The 15,636-nt window shown below is 71.6% G+C and carries 15 protein-coding genes; 12 read left to right on the plus strand and 3 right to left on the minus strand.

The window, feature by feature from the left end; translation table 11 throughout:
• The 4 genes from BM242_RS25290 to BM242_RS25305 form a co-directional block, all read left to right on the plus strand.
• Positions 1–975, plus strand: a 975-nt coding sequence (locus BM242_RS25290) for a DUF3631 domain-containing protein (protein ID WP_093841535.1), incomplete at its 5' end; no start/stop codon positions are given.
• Positions 976–1,165: 190 nt separating this feature from the next.
• A complete protein-coding gene (locus BM242_RS30615) occupies positions 1,166–1,984 on the plus strand; it encodes a DUF2637 domain-containing protein (RefSeq protein WP_425443932.1) in 819 nt (272 codons plus the stop codon).
• Positions 1,985–2,661: 677 nt separating this feature from the next.
• Positions 2,662–3,057 carry a MobC family plasmid mobilization relaxosome protein gene (locus tag BM242_RS29680; protein WP_175541572.1) on the plus strand — a complete coding sequence of 132 codons (396 nt, stop codon included), beginning with the start codon at positions 2,662–2,664 and terminating at the stop codon, positions 3,055–3,057.
• Entirely contained in the window at positions 3,047–4,744 is a 1,698-nt protein-coding gene (locus BM242_RS25305; RefSeq protein WP_093841259.1) for a relaxase/mobilization nuclease domain-containing protein, read from the plus strand. The genes BM242_RS29680 and BM242_RS25305 overlap by 11 nt, the downstream gene beginning before the upstream one ends.
• A 190-nt stretch (positions 4,745–4,934) precedes the next feature.
• On the opposite strand, the gene BM242_RS25310 is transcribed toward BM242_RS25305, so the two are convergent.
• On the minus strand, positions 4,935–5,153 hold the full coding sequence (locus BM242_RS25310; RefSeq protein ID WP_093841260.1) for a DUF397 domain-containing protein: 219 nt from the start codon (positions 5,151–5,153) through the stop codon (positions 4,935–4,937).
• Positions 5,150–6,019, minus strand: coding sequence for a helix-turn-helix domain-containing protein (locus BM242_RS25315; protein ID WP_093841261.1), 870 nt, complete (start codon positions 6,017–6,019; stop codon positions 5,150–5,152). Before BM242_RS25315 ends, BM242_RS25310 begins: the two co-directional genes overlap by 4 nt.
• A 237-nt stretch (positions 6,020–6,256) precedes the next feature.
• Here BM242_RS25315 and BM242_RS25320 point away from each other — a divergent pair, with 237 nt between their 5' ends.
• The 8 genes from BM242_RS25320 (at position 6,257) to BM242_RS25355 (ending at position 13,994) form a co-directional block, all read left to right on the plus strand.
• Positions 6,257–6,496, plus strand: a complete 240-nt coding sequence (locus tag BM242_RS25320) for a hypothetical protein (protein WP_093841262.1) — start codon at positions 6,257–6,259, stop codon at positions 6,494–6,496.
• Positions 6,493–6,720, plus strand: a complete 228-nt coding sequence (locus tag BM242_RS25325; protein ID WP_093841263.1) for a hypothetical protein — start codon at positions 6,493–6,495, stop codon at positions 6,718–6,720. The genes BM242_RS25320 and BM242_RS25325 overlap by 4 nt, the downstream gene beginning before the upstream one ends.
• Positions 6,717–6,926: a hypothetical protein gene (locus BM242_RS25330; RefSeq protein ID WP_093841264.1), complete on the plus strand. Its 210-nt coding sequence runs from the start codon at positions 6,717–6,719 to the stop codon at positions 6,924–6,926. Before BM242_RS25325 ends, BM242_RS25330 begins: the two co-directional genes overlap by 4 nt.
• A gap of 223 nt (positions 6,927–7,149) precedes the next feature.
• Complete coding sequence (locus tag BM242_RS25335) at positions 7,150–8,028, plus strand: endonuclease/exonuclease/phosphatase family protein (protein WP_093841265.1); 879 nt, start codon at positions 7,150–7,152, stop codon at positions 8,026–8,028.
• A 196-nt stretch (positions 8,029–8,224) separates the two neighbouring features.
• On the plus strand, positions 8,225–9,448 hold the full coding sequence (gene fxlM, locus BM242_RS25340; protein WP_175541573.1) for a methyltransferase, FxLD system: 1,224 nt from the start codon (positions 8,225–8,227) through the stop codon (positions 9,446–9,448).
• 86 nt (positions 9,449–9,534) lie between these two features.
• Positions 9,535–9,744, plus strand: a complete 210-nt coding sequence (locus tag BM242_RS25345) for a hypothetical protein (RefSeq protein WP_093841267.1) — start codon at positions 9,535–9,537, stop codon at positions 9,742–9,744.
• 91 nt (positions 9,745–9,835) lie between these two features.
• Complete coding sequence (locus tag BM242_RS25350) at positions 9,836–12,739, plus strand: lantibiotic dehydratase (protein WP_139238447.1); 2,904 nt, start codon at positions 9,836–9,838, stop codon at positions 12,737–12,739.
• Positions 12,723–13,994: a lanthionine synthetase C family protein gene (locus tag BM242_RS25355; RefSeq protein WP_093841269.1), complete on the plus strand. Its 1,272-nt coding sequence runs from the start codon at positions 12,723–12,725 to the stop codon at positions 13,992–13,994. Before BM242_RS25350 ends, BM242_RS25355 begins: the two co-directional genes overlap by 17 nt.
• Here the strand turns inward: BM242_RS25355 and BM242_RS25360 are convergent.
• Entirely contained in the window at positions 13,942–15,636 is a 1,695-nt protein-coding gene (locus BM242_RS25360; RefSeq protein ID WP_175541574.1) for a site-specific integrase, read from the minus strand. The two genes, BM242_RS25355 and BM242_RS25360, sit on opposite strands and share 53 nt — an antisense overlap.

Genomic DNA, 15,636 nt, shown 5'->3' on the forward strand with positions numbered 1-15,636 from the left:
CTGGCGGTGGTCGGCCCGCTCAAGCGGTGCGGGAAGTCCCGCCTGCTGGAAGTGCTGATCGAGACGGTGCACGACCCGCTGATCACCGTCAACGCCAGCCCCGCGGCCATCTTCCGCTCCATCGACGCCAAGAACCCGCCCACCCTCCTGGTGGATGAAGTCGACACCCTCTTCGGCTCCCCCCGCGCGGCCGAGCGCAACGAGGAACTGCGCGGCCTGCTCAACGCCGGACACCAGCGCAACCGGCCCGCCCTGCGGGTCGTCGGCAACGAGCACACCCCGGTGAAGTTCGCCACCTTCGCCATGGCGGCACTGGCCGGGATCGGCGACCTGCCCGACACGATCATGGACCGCTCCATCGTCATCCGCATGCGCCGCCGTGCCCAGGGCGAGAGTGTGGAGTCCTTCCGCTTCGCCACCGACGCCCCCCTGCTGCACACCGCACGCAAACACCTCACCGCCTGGCTGCGCCCCCTGCACCGGCGCGCCATGAGGCTGCGGCCGCAGATGCCGGTGGAGGACCGCGCCGCCGACACCTGGGAGCCGCTCATCGCGGTGGCCGACCTCGCCGGCGGGACCTGGCCGCAGCGCGCCCGCACCGCCTGCCGGGTGATGACCGCCCAGGAAGCCGACAAGGACGAAGACGCCGGAACCAAGGTCCGCATCCTGGCCGACATCCGCCGCGCCTTCACCGCCGAGGGCGACCCCGCCCTGATCCGCACCACCCGCCTGCTGGAACTCCTCAAGGCCGACCCCGAAGCCCCCTGGACCGAATACGGCCCCCACGGCCTGACCTCCCGAGCGCTGCAACTGCTGCTGCGCGACTACGGCATCTCCTCCGCCAACCGCCGCTTCCCCGGCGGCACCCAGGCCAAAGGCTTCGCCCGCACCCAGTTCCTCGACGCCTGGACCCGCTACTGCCCACCACCCGCCGCAGCGGAACCCGCTCCCGTCGCGGACGCGGCCGGGGCCTGACCGTCCTCCACCCGTCCCACCCGTCCCCGCGCAGGTCAGCGCGGGGACGGGTCACCGGACCGGGACGAGTCGACCCGACATCACCGCCCCACCCGTACCTGCCCTGAACAGCGGCGGGACGAGTGGGACGAGACCACACCACCCCCGGGCCACCCCCGCACCCGGAACACACGCACATGGAGCCACCACCGTGCACCCCACCACCGGGCCCGCGATACCTCCGGCCGGGCACCGGGCCACCGGCTGGGACCGCGCTGCCATCACCGCGCTCGGCGCCGCCGGATGCGCCCTGTCCTACGACGCCCTCCAGCAGATGGCTGTCGCCATCCACATCCGCGGCCCGCTGACCTACCTCTTCCCCCTGGTCATCGACGGCTTCATCGCCTACGGCGTACGCGCCCTGCTCGTGATGCGCACCGCCGCCTTCCGCGCCCGCCTCTACGTCTGGACCCTCTTCGGCACGGCAACGGCCGCCAGCATCTGGTCCAACGCCCTGCACGCCGTCCGCCTCAACCAGCACACCCCACCCACAAGACTCCACCTCGACGACCTCACCGTCGGCACCCTGTCCACCCTCGCCCCACTCGCCCTCGCCGGCGCAGTCCACCTCCACATCCTCATCACCCGCCACGGCCACCAACCCCAGGCCGGGCCGCACCGGCGCACCGTCCACACGCTCCTCGCTCCCAACACCGCAGTGGCCTCCGGCCCAGCCCCGGACCACCCGGACGAGGAAGCGGACCATGCGGACCAGACCGCGGACCACCACCCGGAACGGCAAAGCGAGGGACCGGCTCGGCCGGACCACCAGAAGGTGCGGCGACGCGTGGGCCGGCCACCCACCGCCAGCCTGGACGAACTGGTCCGCCTGGTCCGCCCGCTGACCACAGCGCACGAAACCCCCACCCGCGCCACGGTCCGCCAAGCCATCCGCACCGCCGGACACCGCATCAGCGAAGACCGCCTCACCCAGGTCATGACCGCACTGCGGACCACCCCCACCACCTGACCACCCACCGGTCCGGGACGGCTGACCGGAAATCCCTCCAGGTCACCGCCCCGGACCAGTACCGCCGGCCAGACCACGACCGGCCCAACCTGCCCCGTCCGCTCATCACTCGGAAACCGGTCCGCCCGCTGCCTGAACCAGAAACCGATCGCGGACCACACCGGGCGGTCGGTCCCCGACAACACCCCCGACGCCGGACCACCGGCCACGGCCGGACGGAATGCACGCAGCGCGCCCGGTTCCGGCAGCGGACCACAAGCGGACCACACCGTGCTCCAGGCCCAGCCGCAGACCATGTGCGGACCCCTGAGAAGACCGCATCACCGCCGACACGATCCGGACCCCAACTCCCGCGCCCACAACTCACGGAAATGCGAGACTTCATGCCCAGCACGCCCCCCAACCCGACCCCGCCGGACCACCAGCCCGTCCCGTCCACCGGGCGCGCAGCAAGCTGGGGCGGTCGACACTCCTTGGGGGGTTCGTCCGCGCTTGCCCCCGCCCCAGGGGTGGCGGGGGAAGGCCGGCGCCAGGGGGCGCAGGACCAGCAGGGGCAGGGGGCCGTCGGTGCCGAAGCCTCCGCTTCCGGCACCGCGGGCGCCACCGGCCCGGCCTGCGGCTCACCAGCACAGCCGGCCTGGCCTCGCAGGGCGGGTGACCTGCGTCTGCCGATGCAGATGAACCGCCGGCGTGCCGCCGAGCCGCGTACCAGGTACCGCACGGTGCGCTTCACTCCGGCCGAGGACGACCTCATCGCCCGGCGAGCTGCGGAGGCGGGGCTGTCGGTGGCCGGCTGCCTGGGCAACCTCGGCGTGGCCTGGGCGCTGGGCAACTCCCTCACCGTGGCAGGTCCCGAGGATGATCCGCAGCGTCCGGTGGTGGAGGCGGTGGAGGCGCAGTCCGCGCAGCTTCGGCGGATCGGCAACAACGTCAACCAGATCGCCCGCGCGGTCAACTCCGGAGCCACCGCCGCGCTCGCCGATGAGGTGCTGCGCGAGCTGCGTGAGGCGATACGCAGGAACCACGCGGTGATGGACGGCCTGCTCGCGAAGGCGGTGCGGCGTGGTTCCTGACATCTCCACCGGCGCCCATACCGCCGGGCTTCTGCGCTACCTCTACGGTCCCGGCCGGCGCGACGAGCACATCGACCCGCACATCGTCGCCGCCTGGGACATCGACGGCGCACCCGATCCCGGCCGCGACCCGGAGGCCACCCTGGCCCACCTGGCCGAGCGACTGGACGCCTACGTCACCCTGCGCGCCCGCGAAGGCACCCGCTCCAAGGCCCGCCGGCACGTGTGGCACTGTCCCGTGCGCACCGCGCCCGGCGACCGGCATCTGTCGGACGAGGAGTGGGCGGAGGTGGCGCGGCGGATCGTGCATGCCACCGGCATCGCGCCGGAGGGGGATGAGAAGGCGTGCCGGTGGATCGCGGTGCGGCACGCGCAGGACCACATCCACCTCGTGGCCACCACGGTCCGGCTGGACGGGCGGCGCCCGCGTAACCATGGCGACGGACGCCGCGCCCAGGCCGCCTGCCGGCAGATCGAGAAGGACTTCGGCCTGCGCAGGCTGCGCCCGGGGGACGGTACCGCGCCGAGGACACCGACCAGTGCCGAGCAGGCCAAGGCCGCCCGAAGGGGCAAGAGCGTCACCTCGCGGCAGTGGCTGCGCGAGAACGCCTACACGGTGCTGGCCGCCTCCCGCACCGAGGCGGAGTTCTTCTCCACCCTCACCGCCCTGGGCATCGCCGTGCGTACCCGCACCGGCCCCGACAGCGGCGAAGTCATCGGCTACAGCCTCGCCGCCCCCGGCGACACCAACGCCCGGGGCGAGCCGATCTGGTACGGCGGCTCCAAGCTCGCCCCCGACCTGTCCATCCACCGCATCCGCGAACGCCTCACCGCGACGGGCACCAGCACCGTGCCCGTCCGCCGGGCCGCGCCCATGGTCCGCGCCGAGCACACCCTGCGCACCACCTTCACCGTCCTGCACGGCGAAGACGAGCCAGCGGCCCAGGCCCACCTGGCCGCCTTCGGCGAGCTGCTGCACACCGCCACACTGGTCGCCACCGGCCCCACCCGCGCCGAACTGGCCGTCGCAGCATCCGCCTTCAACCGCGCCACCCGCTCCGCCATCCGTGCCGAACACCACAAAGCCGCCGCCCTCCGCGCGGCGGCCAAGGACGTCCTGTCCGCGATGGGCTCCAGTCGTGACGGAGCCGGACTGGAACTGCTGCTGTCCACCGCACTGCTGATCGCCACGGCCGCCGTTCACTGGCACCGCACCCGCCGCCACCAGCAACAAGCCGCTGCCGCCAGGCAGACCCTGCACCATCTGAAAGCCGCCTACCAGCACACCACCGGACCGGTCCTCGCCGCGCTCGCCGGCCAGGCACCCGCTGCAGAGGCCACCAGCCATCACGCCCCGGCCGTGCACCGAGCGCTGCCCGCACAGGCCGACCGCATCCTCACCGACCCCGCCTGGCCCGCCCTGTCCGCCGCACTCGCCTGCGCCCAAGCCGACGGGCACCACGTCCAGCAGTTGCTGGCCACCCTGGCTGCGGGACGGGAACTCGAAACCGCCCACGCGCCTGCCCAGGTTCTGCTGTGGCGCCTCACCCACCAGCCCGGTGGACGCGCACTGGCAGCCGTCACCCGCAGCTCTCTTTCAAGCGCGTCCCGGATGACAGCACCGTCCCTGCCCAGCGGGACCGTGCAACCGGCCTCGGTCGAGCCGCCGCTCGGCCGTGGCAGGTGAGCGCCCGGCTCGTCACCGGGCCCCTCATGGTGGCGATCCGGCGCCACGAGAGAACGCCGCGCGGCCGGTGGAGCGTCGCTGCGGATATCCGTGGGGTGCTTCGGGTAGGTGTGCACGGGTGAGGCCGCCCTCCCCCGGCTGGATCGGGGGAGGGCGGCCTCGGTTTCTGCCCGCTCCGCCGGCGGGCTCGCTACAGTGCGCCGTCGATGATGCCCTTACGGAAGGCTGCCCATTCCTCGGCGGTGTAGCGCAGGGCCTCCCGGTGGGGGTTCTTGGAATCGCGCAGGGCCACAGCTCCGCCGGGCAGCTGCGCCACTTCCACGCAGTTCTCACCTCCGTTGCTGAACGGGGACTTGTGCCACTCGACCCCGGTCAGGTCGATGGCGTACAGGTCGTCCTTGGCGTTCACATCCCGTTCCCTTCCATGATCTTCTTGATGGTCTCCCGGGATTCGTCCACGGGAAGCGCAGCGGCGACCACGCGTTCGAAGGCGGTCTCGAAGACCTTCACGTCCTCGGTGCCCTCCACCAGGTAGCCGCCGCGCAGGTTCTCCAACTGCACCACGGTGGGCCAGGGGTGGGGGAAGCGCACGACCTCGAACAGGCCCAGCATTCCGGGATGCGCGCCGGCGGCGAGCGGCATCACCTGGATGGTGATGTTCGGCAGGTCGGACATGTCCAGCAAGTGCCGGAGCTGTTCGCGCATGAGGGTCGGCTGTGCGGCGAAGCGCTGGTGCAGGGCGGTCTCGTGGATGACGGCCCAGAACTTCAGCGGGCCTCCGGCCCTGGTGGTGAGGATGGCCTGGCGGGTCTTGCGGACTTCGGCGAGAGCGATGACCTCCTCGGGAGTGCGGGTGAGGGCCATCGCTCCGATGATCTCCCGTGCGTAGGCGCCTGTCTGGAGCAGGCCGGGGATCAGCGGTGCGTTGATCTGGATGCTCTCGGCGTCGGTCTCCAGCGTCAGGTAGTCCTTGTAGCTGAGTGCGACGGCGTCGCCGTAGGTCTGCCACCAGCCCTGTTTCCCGGCATCCCGGGCCAGGTTCTCCAGCGCCGCGGCGACCTCCGGGTCGTTCACCCCGTAGAGCCGGAGCAGCTTGGTCACACCGGGCGGTGGCATGCGTGCCTTGGCGTTCTCGATCCGGGACAGCTTGCTCTCATCCCAGCCCATGAACTCTGCTGCACGCCCCAGGCTCAGTCCGGCCTGGGCGCGGTACGTGCGCAACGCCTCACCAAGGCGGCGCCTACGCAGAGTGGGCACAGCTCGAACGTTCGGCATGGTGCTATTTCACACCTCCAAGGTGCACGAATAAAGGCCGTGGTGCAGCTTGGCACCTCGAAGGTGCGCAAGTCGATAGAACGCAGGTTCTTCTTTTGGTAATTCGAGGCTCCAACATTGTCAGTCGGGGTGTCGCTGATGCATTCTTCTTCCTCGCGAGGCTGAATGACCCTCAGTTCATCGCCGTTCACGCCTGGTTACCAAGTCGCCTATGGCCACGAGGGGTGACCAACGACCATGACCCTGCATCAGCCCGCATCCTGCGGTGCCCCGTCCTGGCTGTCCGTCGGCGTCCAGGCACACGACAACGAAGCGGACCGCGCCGGCACCGTCCTGCTGGTGCGGGACGGCAGCGGGGGTGTACGCACCGGCGACATACCGTCCCCGGCCCGGGTGCTGCTGCGGCCGGCGGGCCAGGGGGCGGCGTGGTGGGCTGACGCGGCTGGTCTGGAGCCGACCGCTGGGGGCGAGCAGTGAACCCGGGGCGGGAGACGAGCCTGGGACACCGGGAGCATCCGCTGCTGGGCCGGGTGGTGGTGGATGCCGCCACCGGCCGCCGGGGCGTCCTGCGGGCGGTCTGCCCGGAGCCCGTCCGGTCCGGCAGGGGTGCATTGCTGGCGTGGCTGGCACCGGTCGCCGGCGGGACGGAGTGGACGACCGCGCCGGAGAACGTCACCGAGGCGAAGGAGGCAGGGCGGTGAGCGGGCGGCACCGCCGGCCGCGGCTGCCGGAGTCCGACGGGCTGTTCGCCGGGATCGCGCTGCTGGCCGCGAACCTGGCCGGGGCCGGTGTAGTCATCGCCGGCATCACCGGCACCCCGGGCGCCTCCCTGTCCGCCCCGGACGGGCCGCCGGTCACGCCGGATGAGGCCGCCCAGGTGTCCGCGCCGGACGACCCGCCGCCCTGACCCCGCCGCCGGCACCGGGCACCCGCCCGGCCAAGGCCAGGCCCTCCCGGTTCCCGAAGCCCCGCCGGGAGCACGGGGCGGCCACCCGGCCCGCGCATCCCGTGACGCGGGCCACCCCCGTCTCCCCCGGGCCGGTGACCACCACCCCCGGCCCGGGGGAGACGGCACCACCAACCCATCAACCCAGCAAGCCATTAACCCCTGTACGAAAGACGAGGGCTGCATGACCACCGTGCTCCGCTTCGGCTCCTGGAACCTCGGCAACGGCGGAATCGACCCGGACGGGGAGGAGACCCGCCGCAAGAACCAGATCACCATCGCCGCCGGACTCGGCGCCCAGGCCAAGGACAGCAGCGGCAACGGCGGCGAGTTGGACGTGCTCGCCGTGCAGGAGCTGACGCACTGGGACGAGCGCGGCTGGTGGCGGCTGCACGAGCTGGCCGACTCCCTGGGCATGACGGCTCTGCCCCCTGTCACCTCCCATGTCGGGGACGGCCGCAACCATCTGGCGATCCTCTGCCGGCCCGGACGGGTGCAGGTGCTGCGGCACCAGGACGTCGGCCGGGGCGCCTTCCACCACGGGCTGGCCCGCGCCCACCTCGCCGTCGAAGGCCACGAGTTCACCGTGCTGGCCACCCACCTGGCGTGGACCGACGGCGACACCCGGCTGCGCGAAGCGCGCTGGATGACCGACAACGCCGGCACCTTCCCGGGCCAGCCGCCGCGCGCGGTGCTGCTGGGAGACCTGAACTGCCTGGCCCAGCAGGACCCCGAACCCGACTGGACCAACGTCCCGCGCAACATGCACCCCCGCTACCGCACCGTCCACGCCGACGGCTCCTTCGGCCCGGCCGACCGCCGCGCCCTGCGGGTACTGCTCAACAGCGGCTGGACCGACCCGCAGACCGTCGTACGCGAACCGCGGAAGGCAACGGTGGGCTACTGGTACAAGAACGAGCCCACCCCCCTGCACCTGGACCACGCCCTGACCGCCGGAGACTTCCGACCCCTTTCCTACGTCACCCACGACACCCCCGAAGCACGGGCGGCCTCCGACCACCTGCCCATCACGCTCACCACCGCCATCGGGGCCACGGCGTGACCACCGCGGCGCCGGCGAGCGTCATCCCCTGCATCACCGCCCGGGAGGGCGAGGAGCCCGACTACACCGCCAATCTCGGCGTGCTGCCCGGCGGGCGAAGGTCTGCGTTCCATGCGCCTGACCAACTCCGCATCTGGACCTCAACTTTGTTTACACAGCCCTCATCAGGAGTATCCGCGTGACTACACTCCGGGATGTGACCACTGACACCGTCGATGAGACCCGCGCCGAAGCACTGCGCCAGGAACTGCTCCGCCACCTGCGCGGACAAGGAAATGTCGTCAACGACCACGTCGCCGCGGCGTTCGCGGCGGTGCCGCGTCACCGCTTTCTCCCGGATACGTCCCTGGACGAGGCCTATGCCGACGATGCGGTGATCACCAAGCTGAACGACCGGGGCCACCCCGTCAGCTCGGTGTCCGCGCCCTGGGTGCAGGCCCGGATGCTGGAACTGTCCGGGCTGGGGCGCGGGATGCGCGCGCTGGAGATCGGCTCGGGCGGCTACAACGCCGCGCTGATGGCCGAACTGGTTGGCGAGAACGGCGAGGTGGTCAGCGTCGACATCGACCCCGAGGTCACCGACCGCGCCCAGCGGCTTCTCGCCGAGACCGGCTACGACCGGGTGGTGCGGGTGCAATGCGCGGACGGCACCTACGGCGCCGGCGCCGCGGCACCCGCGGAAGGCTTCGACGCCATCGTGGTCACCGCCCAGGCCCCCGACCTGCCGCCCGCCTGGTCCGATCAACTGGCCCCACACGGGCGGCTGGTGGTGCCGCTCAGCTTCCGAGGAATCCACCAGGTCTTCGCCTTCGGATGCGAAGACGGGCACCTGCGCAGCCGGGGGCAGACCCGGTGCGGCTTCGTCGGCATGCAGGGCGATAACCGCCACACCGGCCACACCATCGACCTCAGCGACGGCGACCTGCGGCTCGGCCTCAACGACGATCAGCACGCCGACGCCGACGCCCTGCGCGCCGCCCTCGCCTCCGCCACCCGCACCACCACGTGGACCGGTGTCGTGCTGCGCAACGACGAAGGCGTACTCCCCTCGCTCGACCTGTGGCTGGTGGCCACCCTGTCGCCCTGTGCCCGGATCTACGCCAGCTCCCGGGGCGTGGAGCGCGGCCTGTCCGGCTGGACCATTGCCGCCGCGGCCACCTGGGAAGGCGGCACCCTCGCCTACACCACCATCCGCCCGGCCACCGGCGGCTTCGAACTCGGTGTCCACGCCTACGGCCCCAACCGCGAACAGCTCGCCGACCGCCTCGCCGAACGCATCCGCGCCTGGGACAGCGGCGGCCACCGCGGCTCCGTCGAGCCGACCCTCCGCGCCTACCCGGCCGGCACCCCGGTCGACCAGCTCGCCATGGGCCAGATCATCGACAACCGGCACACCCGCCTGGTCATCTCCCTGCCCTGACCCACCGCACCGGCCCGGCCGCGCACACCCGGAACCCGACCACCGGGCCACCACGCCACCCACTCCCACCAAGGAGCCACATCGCCATGACTTCGCAGAGCGCCGCCCCCGCCTTGGGCGACATCTTCGACCTCGATCCCCAGACCACCGACCTGACCACCCTCTACCCCGGCCTCGCGGACTCTGAGCCGTGCACCGGAGACAACTGCGGACAGTCCCCCACCACCGGACCGACCACCGGCTGCGTCGCCCCGGACGGCCCGGTCGTCCCTCTGCGCGGCTGCGACGCCGTATAGGCGCCCCCCTCGGCAGCACCGAGACGCCCAAGGGGTGCGGCACAGACCTCTGCGCCGCACCCCACCGAAGCGTTTCGTCAGGAGGAACGCTGTGGTCAGGAGAGTGTTCACCCACCAGCCGGTGGCAACCGCCCGCATCGCTCTGCGCCCGGTCCACTCGGGACCGGAAGCGGCCGACGCGGGACTGCTGGCCGAAGGCATGTTCCTGGCCAGCCGCTCCGCCGACAACGCCGCCGGCCATGCCGGGAACGCTTCCGCCCGGCCGGCGGCTACCCGCCGGGCCTACGACATCCGGTCCCGAACCCGGACCACACCGCACGGCGTGTTCGCCGCGGTGGCCCCGGCCGCGCTCTCCGGCACGCACACCACACTTCGGCTGGGGTTACGGCACAGGGCAGTGACCACACCCAGTCCGGCATGGCTGACCGCCGTGGCGGACCGGCTCCTGGACGCCGACGAGGTGCTGGAACGCCTCACCGTGACCACGAACAACCTGGTGGTGCGACGCGCTGACCGTCTGGAGGCCGAACACCCCGCCCCCGGCGGAGGAACCACCGTGCAGCGGAGCTCGATCCGCGCGACTCAGGTCTCGGTATGGCTGCTCGACGCCTGCCGGAAAGGCGCACACGCGTCCGATCTGCTGGCGGACCTCGCAGTACGCCATCCCACCGCAGCACGGTCCACCACCACATCCGCCATTCGGCAGATGATCCGCACGGGATTCCTGCTCACCGACCTGCTGTCGGCCGGCCTGCGAGACGACCCACTCGGGCATCTGCTCACTCGCGTCCCCGCCTCAGCGGCCCTCCAGCCGCCCCTTGCCCGGCTGCGCAACCAGCTCGCACACGCGGATACCCACCCGCCCGGGACAGCCGAACGACTGGCGCTCCTACGAGCGGCAAGGGACACCGCCGACAGCATCCACCACGTCGAACGGCCTCTGGCCGTGGACACCGTCGCCGACGCCGAGATCGCACTGCCTCGCTCGATCGGCGAACAGGCGGCCCAGGCCGCCACCGTCCTCTGGCACATCGGCCAGCTCACCGGCCCCGACGACGATTATCACCAGCGTTTCGTCCGCGCCTTTGGTCTCTACCGCATGGTGCCCTTGCTGGAGGTCATCGACCCGGTCACCGGCATCGGCCCGCCTGCCGACAGCGAACTCACCCCCAGTCAGAGCGGCCTCGACCCCCGTCGCGCGGCAGTCCTCGCCCGTCTGCTGTCCGAGGCCACCGCTCAAGGACGACATGAAGTCGTACTGGACGACGACCTGGTCGGACTCCTGTCCCGCGGCGCTGACACCCCGCCGCCGCGCACGGCGGAGATCCACCTCCGGCTGCTGCGTCACCACGATGGCGAACTGCGGGTCGCGGTCTGCCCTGACTCCGGTTCCCAGACCGCCGGATCAGCCGCCGGACGTTTCGCCCCCTGGCTCCCCCAGCTGGCCCCCGAGCCGACACCGTCCTCCACCAGCGCAGAACCCCTTCTCGCCGAGATCGTCTGCCGTTCCCGCATCGACCCGACCGCCGCCCTCGCAACCGAAACGCGGTTCGCGCCCCATCGCATCCCACTCGGCGTGCCCGAACGCGACGGTGACCTCACCCCGGACGACCTGCTGGTCACCAGCGCACGCGGCCACCTGCTGCTGTGGTCCGCCCGCCACGACCGGCCCGTTCTGCCCGCGCTCTTCAGCCGCATCGCACCCGACCTGCTGCCCCCGGCCGCCCGCGCCCTGCACCTGATCGGCCAGGCCACCTCCCGGCCCTGGCACACCTGGTCCTGGGGACCGGCCGGCTACGCACCCTGGACACCCCGCGTCCGATACCGCTCCATCCTCCTGGCCCCCGCCCGCTGGCGGCTCCCCGAAGAACTGACCACCACCGCCACTCACCGCACCACCTGGGATAAAGCCCTCACGACATGGCGCACCGACACCAACCCCGCACCACCCGACGTGGTCGTCATCCACGAAGGCGACCGCCAACTTCCCCTTGATCTCACCCAGGACGAAGACCGCGAGCTGCTGCGCCGCAGCATCCGCCGAGGCGCCCGAACCCTCACCGAACCCCTGCACCACCCCGACGTCCAAGACGACATCGTCCAGGGCGCCCATGGTCGGCACGCCGTGGAACTGGTCGTCAACCTCACCCGCACCACCGAGCCCACCCCACCGCGGCCGGACCCCCGCGCCACACCCCACTCACCCGGCCTTCATGCGCACCTGCCATGCAGCGGCTGGCTCTCCCTCGCCCTGCCCGTCCCCGCCGCCTACCAAGACACCGTCATCCGCCAACTCCCCGCCGTCCTCAACCAGGCCACGGACCGTGTCGACCGCTGGTTCTGGCTGCGCTACCACACCCCCGCCCTCGGCGACCACCTGCGCATCCGCACCCACGGCGACCCCGAAGCCCTCACCGGCGAGGTATTACCCCTCCTCACCACCTGGTCCGAAACCCTGCACCGGCAACGCCTGGCCGGCGGCATGGTCATCGAGCCCTACCTACCCGAAACCGAACGCTACGGCGGCCCCGATGCCATCACTGCTGCCGAAGACCTCTTCACCGCCGACAGCGCCTTCACCGCCCACTGCCTGACCCTTGCCGGCCCCGGCAACGACCGCCTGGCCATCGCCGCCTTGAGCGCGGCCGACATTGCCCGCACCGTGGCCGCCCGTCCTCACCAGGCCCTTCGCCGGGGACGCCCTCTCACCACCACCGACCGCCGTACCCGTGACAAACTCCGCCCCCGGCTACGCCCCACAGCCGCAGACCCCCACCTACTCCTTCCCCCGCCCCTCACCGGCGCCTGGACCATCCGGCACGAGGCACTCACCACCTACCGCGCCACCCTCACCAACCCCGCACTTTCCACCTTGTGCGCCTCCGACCTGATTCACATGCACTGCAACCGGCTCCTCGGCCCCGACCCAGCAGCCGAAAGCCTCGCCCGCTCCCTGGCCACCGACCTCTTCCACACCCATGCCGGCCGGCACTGACCTCCTCGCCGAACAGGCCCTCTCCACCGCCCGCGCCCTGCTCGACCCCCATACGGTCACCGCTGCCCTCCCGCCCTCCGCCGCACACACCCTCTCCGACGGCCTGGCAGGCACGGCCCTCCTCCACGCCTGTCTCGCCCGGCACGACCCGCAGTTCGCCACTGCCGCCGCCGCGCACTGGCAAGCCACCAGACACCACCTCCGCGGAGCCCCACCCGACGGCATCTACACCGGCCCCGGCGCTCTGGCCGCCTCCTTGATCATCGGCACCGGCTACCTCCCCGACCCCGAGCCCTACCAGACCACAGTCCGCAAGGCCACGACCTGGCTCTCCGCCCGTGCCCAGGGGCTCGCCAGCCACCAACACCAACGCTTCAGCAACAACCGGCCCGGAGCCCCGTGGGCGGTCTACGACACGATCAAGGGCCTGGCCGGTATCGGCCGCGTTCTTCTCGCCGCCCACACCACCGGCCACCACACCGAAGCCGAACCCGGCCTGACCGCAGCCCTCACCACCCTCACCACGTTGATCACCACCAGCCCCGGCACCCGCCCCGGCTGGTGGCTACCGGCGGCCGACCACCCACCCGGCGTCACCGTCCACCACTCCGGAGCCGCCACCACCGGCCTCGCCCACGGCATCGCCGGCCCCCTGGCCGTCCTCTCCATCGCCCACAGCCACGGCTACACCGTCCCCGGCCAGACCCACGCCATCCGCACCGCCGCCACCTGGCTGACCACCTGGCAAGAACCCACCGGCACCTGGCCTCCCTTCATCAGCGGCAACGACCTCGACAGCCCGCTCCCACCCCACCGGCCACGCCCTCCACAACGACGGGACGCCTGGTGCTACGGGACTCCGGGCATCGGCCGTGCCCTCTGCCTGGGCGGTCAGGCCTTGACGGACGCTGCGGTCATTCGCGCAGGCCAGACTGCCATCACCGCTATGGCCGACCGCTCTCCCCTTCGGTGGGACACCGAAGGCCCTACGCTCTGCCACGGCACCGCTGGAGTCCTCCAGGCCGCAGAGCGGGCGCAAAGCCGATCTGTCGCTGAAAGAGCCGCCCACGCCACTGCCGACTTCCACGATCCCCAATGCCCCTTCGGCTTTCCTCACATCGAAGCCAGAACCAGCTACGACAACCCTGGCTTTCTCACCGGGGCCGCTGGAGCCGCACTCGCTACCGCGTCCCACGCCGCCCTCATAACCGCCCGCCCAACCGCTCCCTGGGACTCTCTGCTGATGCTGTGCTGATGCGTACTGGCGGTGGTGAGAGCCGGCGCGAAAGGGCCGGATCGGTCCGGGGCAGAAGTTCGTCGGTGTAGAGCGGCACTCCGTAAGCCGTCGGCCGGAAGTCCGGCCGACGCGGCTGTTGCGTGAGCGATGCGTGAGCGGACGGGCTGGCACCGGCGGGTGGAAGGGTGGACCGTGCGTCAGCGCGGGCCATGCTGACCAGGCGCAACGGCGGAAGGAAGCACCGTCCGGGCGTGGGTGGCATGGACTTTTCGGGGCTTTTAATCCGTTGGTTGTGGGTTCGAGTCCCACACGGCCTACCTGACCCGTCCACCTCCGGACCCTCGTTGACCTGCATCAACGGGGGTTCGTTCGGGTCTGCACCCGGCTTGGAGGCGCCATCCGCGGCCGGGGTGGTCACCAAGTGGTCACGCTCGCCCAGCGTTGCCGCGTCCGGCGCGGTCCGGCGCGCCCGCGGAATCAGGGCCGATGCGCGGTCGGCAGCGTCCCGCCCAACACCGCCGAGCAGATGCGAGTACGTGTCGGACGTGATCGCGATGGACGAGTGCCCCAGCCGCTTCGACACGATGGCCAGTTCGACACCAGCCGCCAGCATGAGTGACGCCTGACCGTGCCGCAGGTCGTGCAGCCGCACCCGGCGCAGCCCGGCCGCGTCAACGAGCGCCACGAACAGCTTGGTGACCTCATCCGGCCGCAGCGGGTTGCCGTCCTCCCGGGCGAACACCAACCCGTGATCGGCGTACGCGTCGCCCCACTGCTTGCGTTCCTCGTCCTGCCGCAGCCGGTGAGCAATGAGCGCGCCCACCGTGCCCTCATCAAGGTCAATGACCCGGTTTTCTCCGCTGGCTGTCTTCGGCTTGCCGAACGAGACGCCGAGGTGACCAGCATCACAGTAGGGGCACGGTGCCGGCGGCTGCTTGTTCTTCTTCCGCCCAGACTCCTGTACGACCTGCTGCCGTACCACGATGATCCGGCGGGCAAGGTCAACATCCTCCCAGCGCAGCCCGACCGCCTCACCCCGGCGCATACCGGTCCCGGCGATGACCTCGAACAGGGCGCCGAGCCGGTGCGTGCCGACCGAATCCAGGAACGCCCCCAGCTCCGCGGGCTCCCACGGCCGGGCCTTGGGCCGCTCGGCCTTGGGCAACTCGATGTCCTTCGCCGCGTTGAACGTCACAAGTCGCTGCTTCACGGCGGACGACAGCGCAGATCGCAGCGTCGCGTGAACCCGGCGGACGGTGGCGGCCTTCCGCGTGCCGTTGGCCAGATCGGCTAGCAGCCGGTCAACGTGCGAGGGGCGCAGGTCCCTGAGCCGCAGCCGGCCGAGGCGCGGTTCGAGGTACAGGGTGATGTGCGATCGGTAGGCGCGCAGGGTCGCCGGGCGCAGACCGGCCCGCTCCTTCATGTCCAACCAGCGCGCGAGCCACTGCGCGACGGTCACCCCCTCGTCGTGGGTGTAGGTGCCCTCCCCGACGCGGGCTAGCAGCTCGGCGAGCGCCTTCTCCGCGTCGTCCGCGGTCCGGAAACCGCCCTTGCGGACCTGTTTCCGCTTCCCGTCCGGCCCGGTGCCGACGTCGGCGACGTAGTACCACGCCCCGTGATCCTTCCGGCAATTCCGCCGCCGCCCCCGCGCGTCATACAC

This window comes from Streptomyces aidingensis, from assembly GCF_900112355.1.
Taxonomy (GTDB): domain Bacteria; phylum Actinomycetota; class Actinomycetes; order Streptomycetales; family Streptomycetaceae; genus Streptomyces; species Streptomyces aidingensis.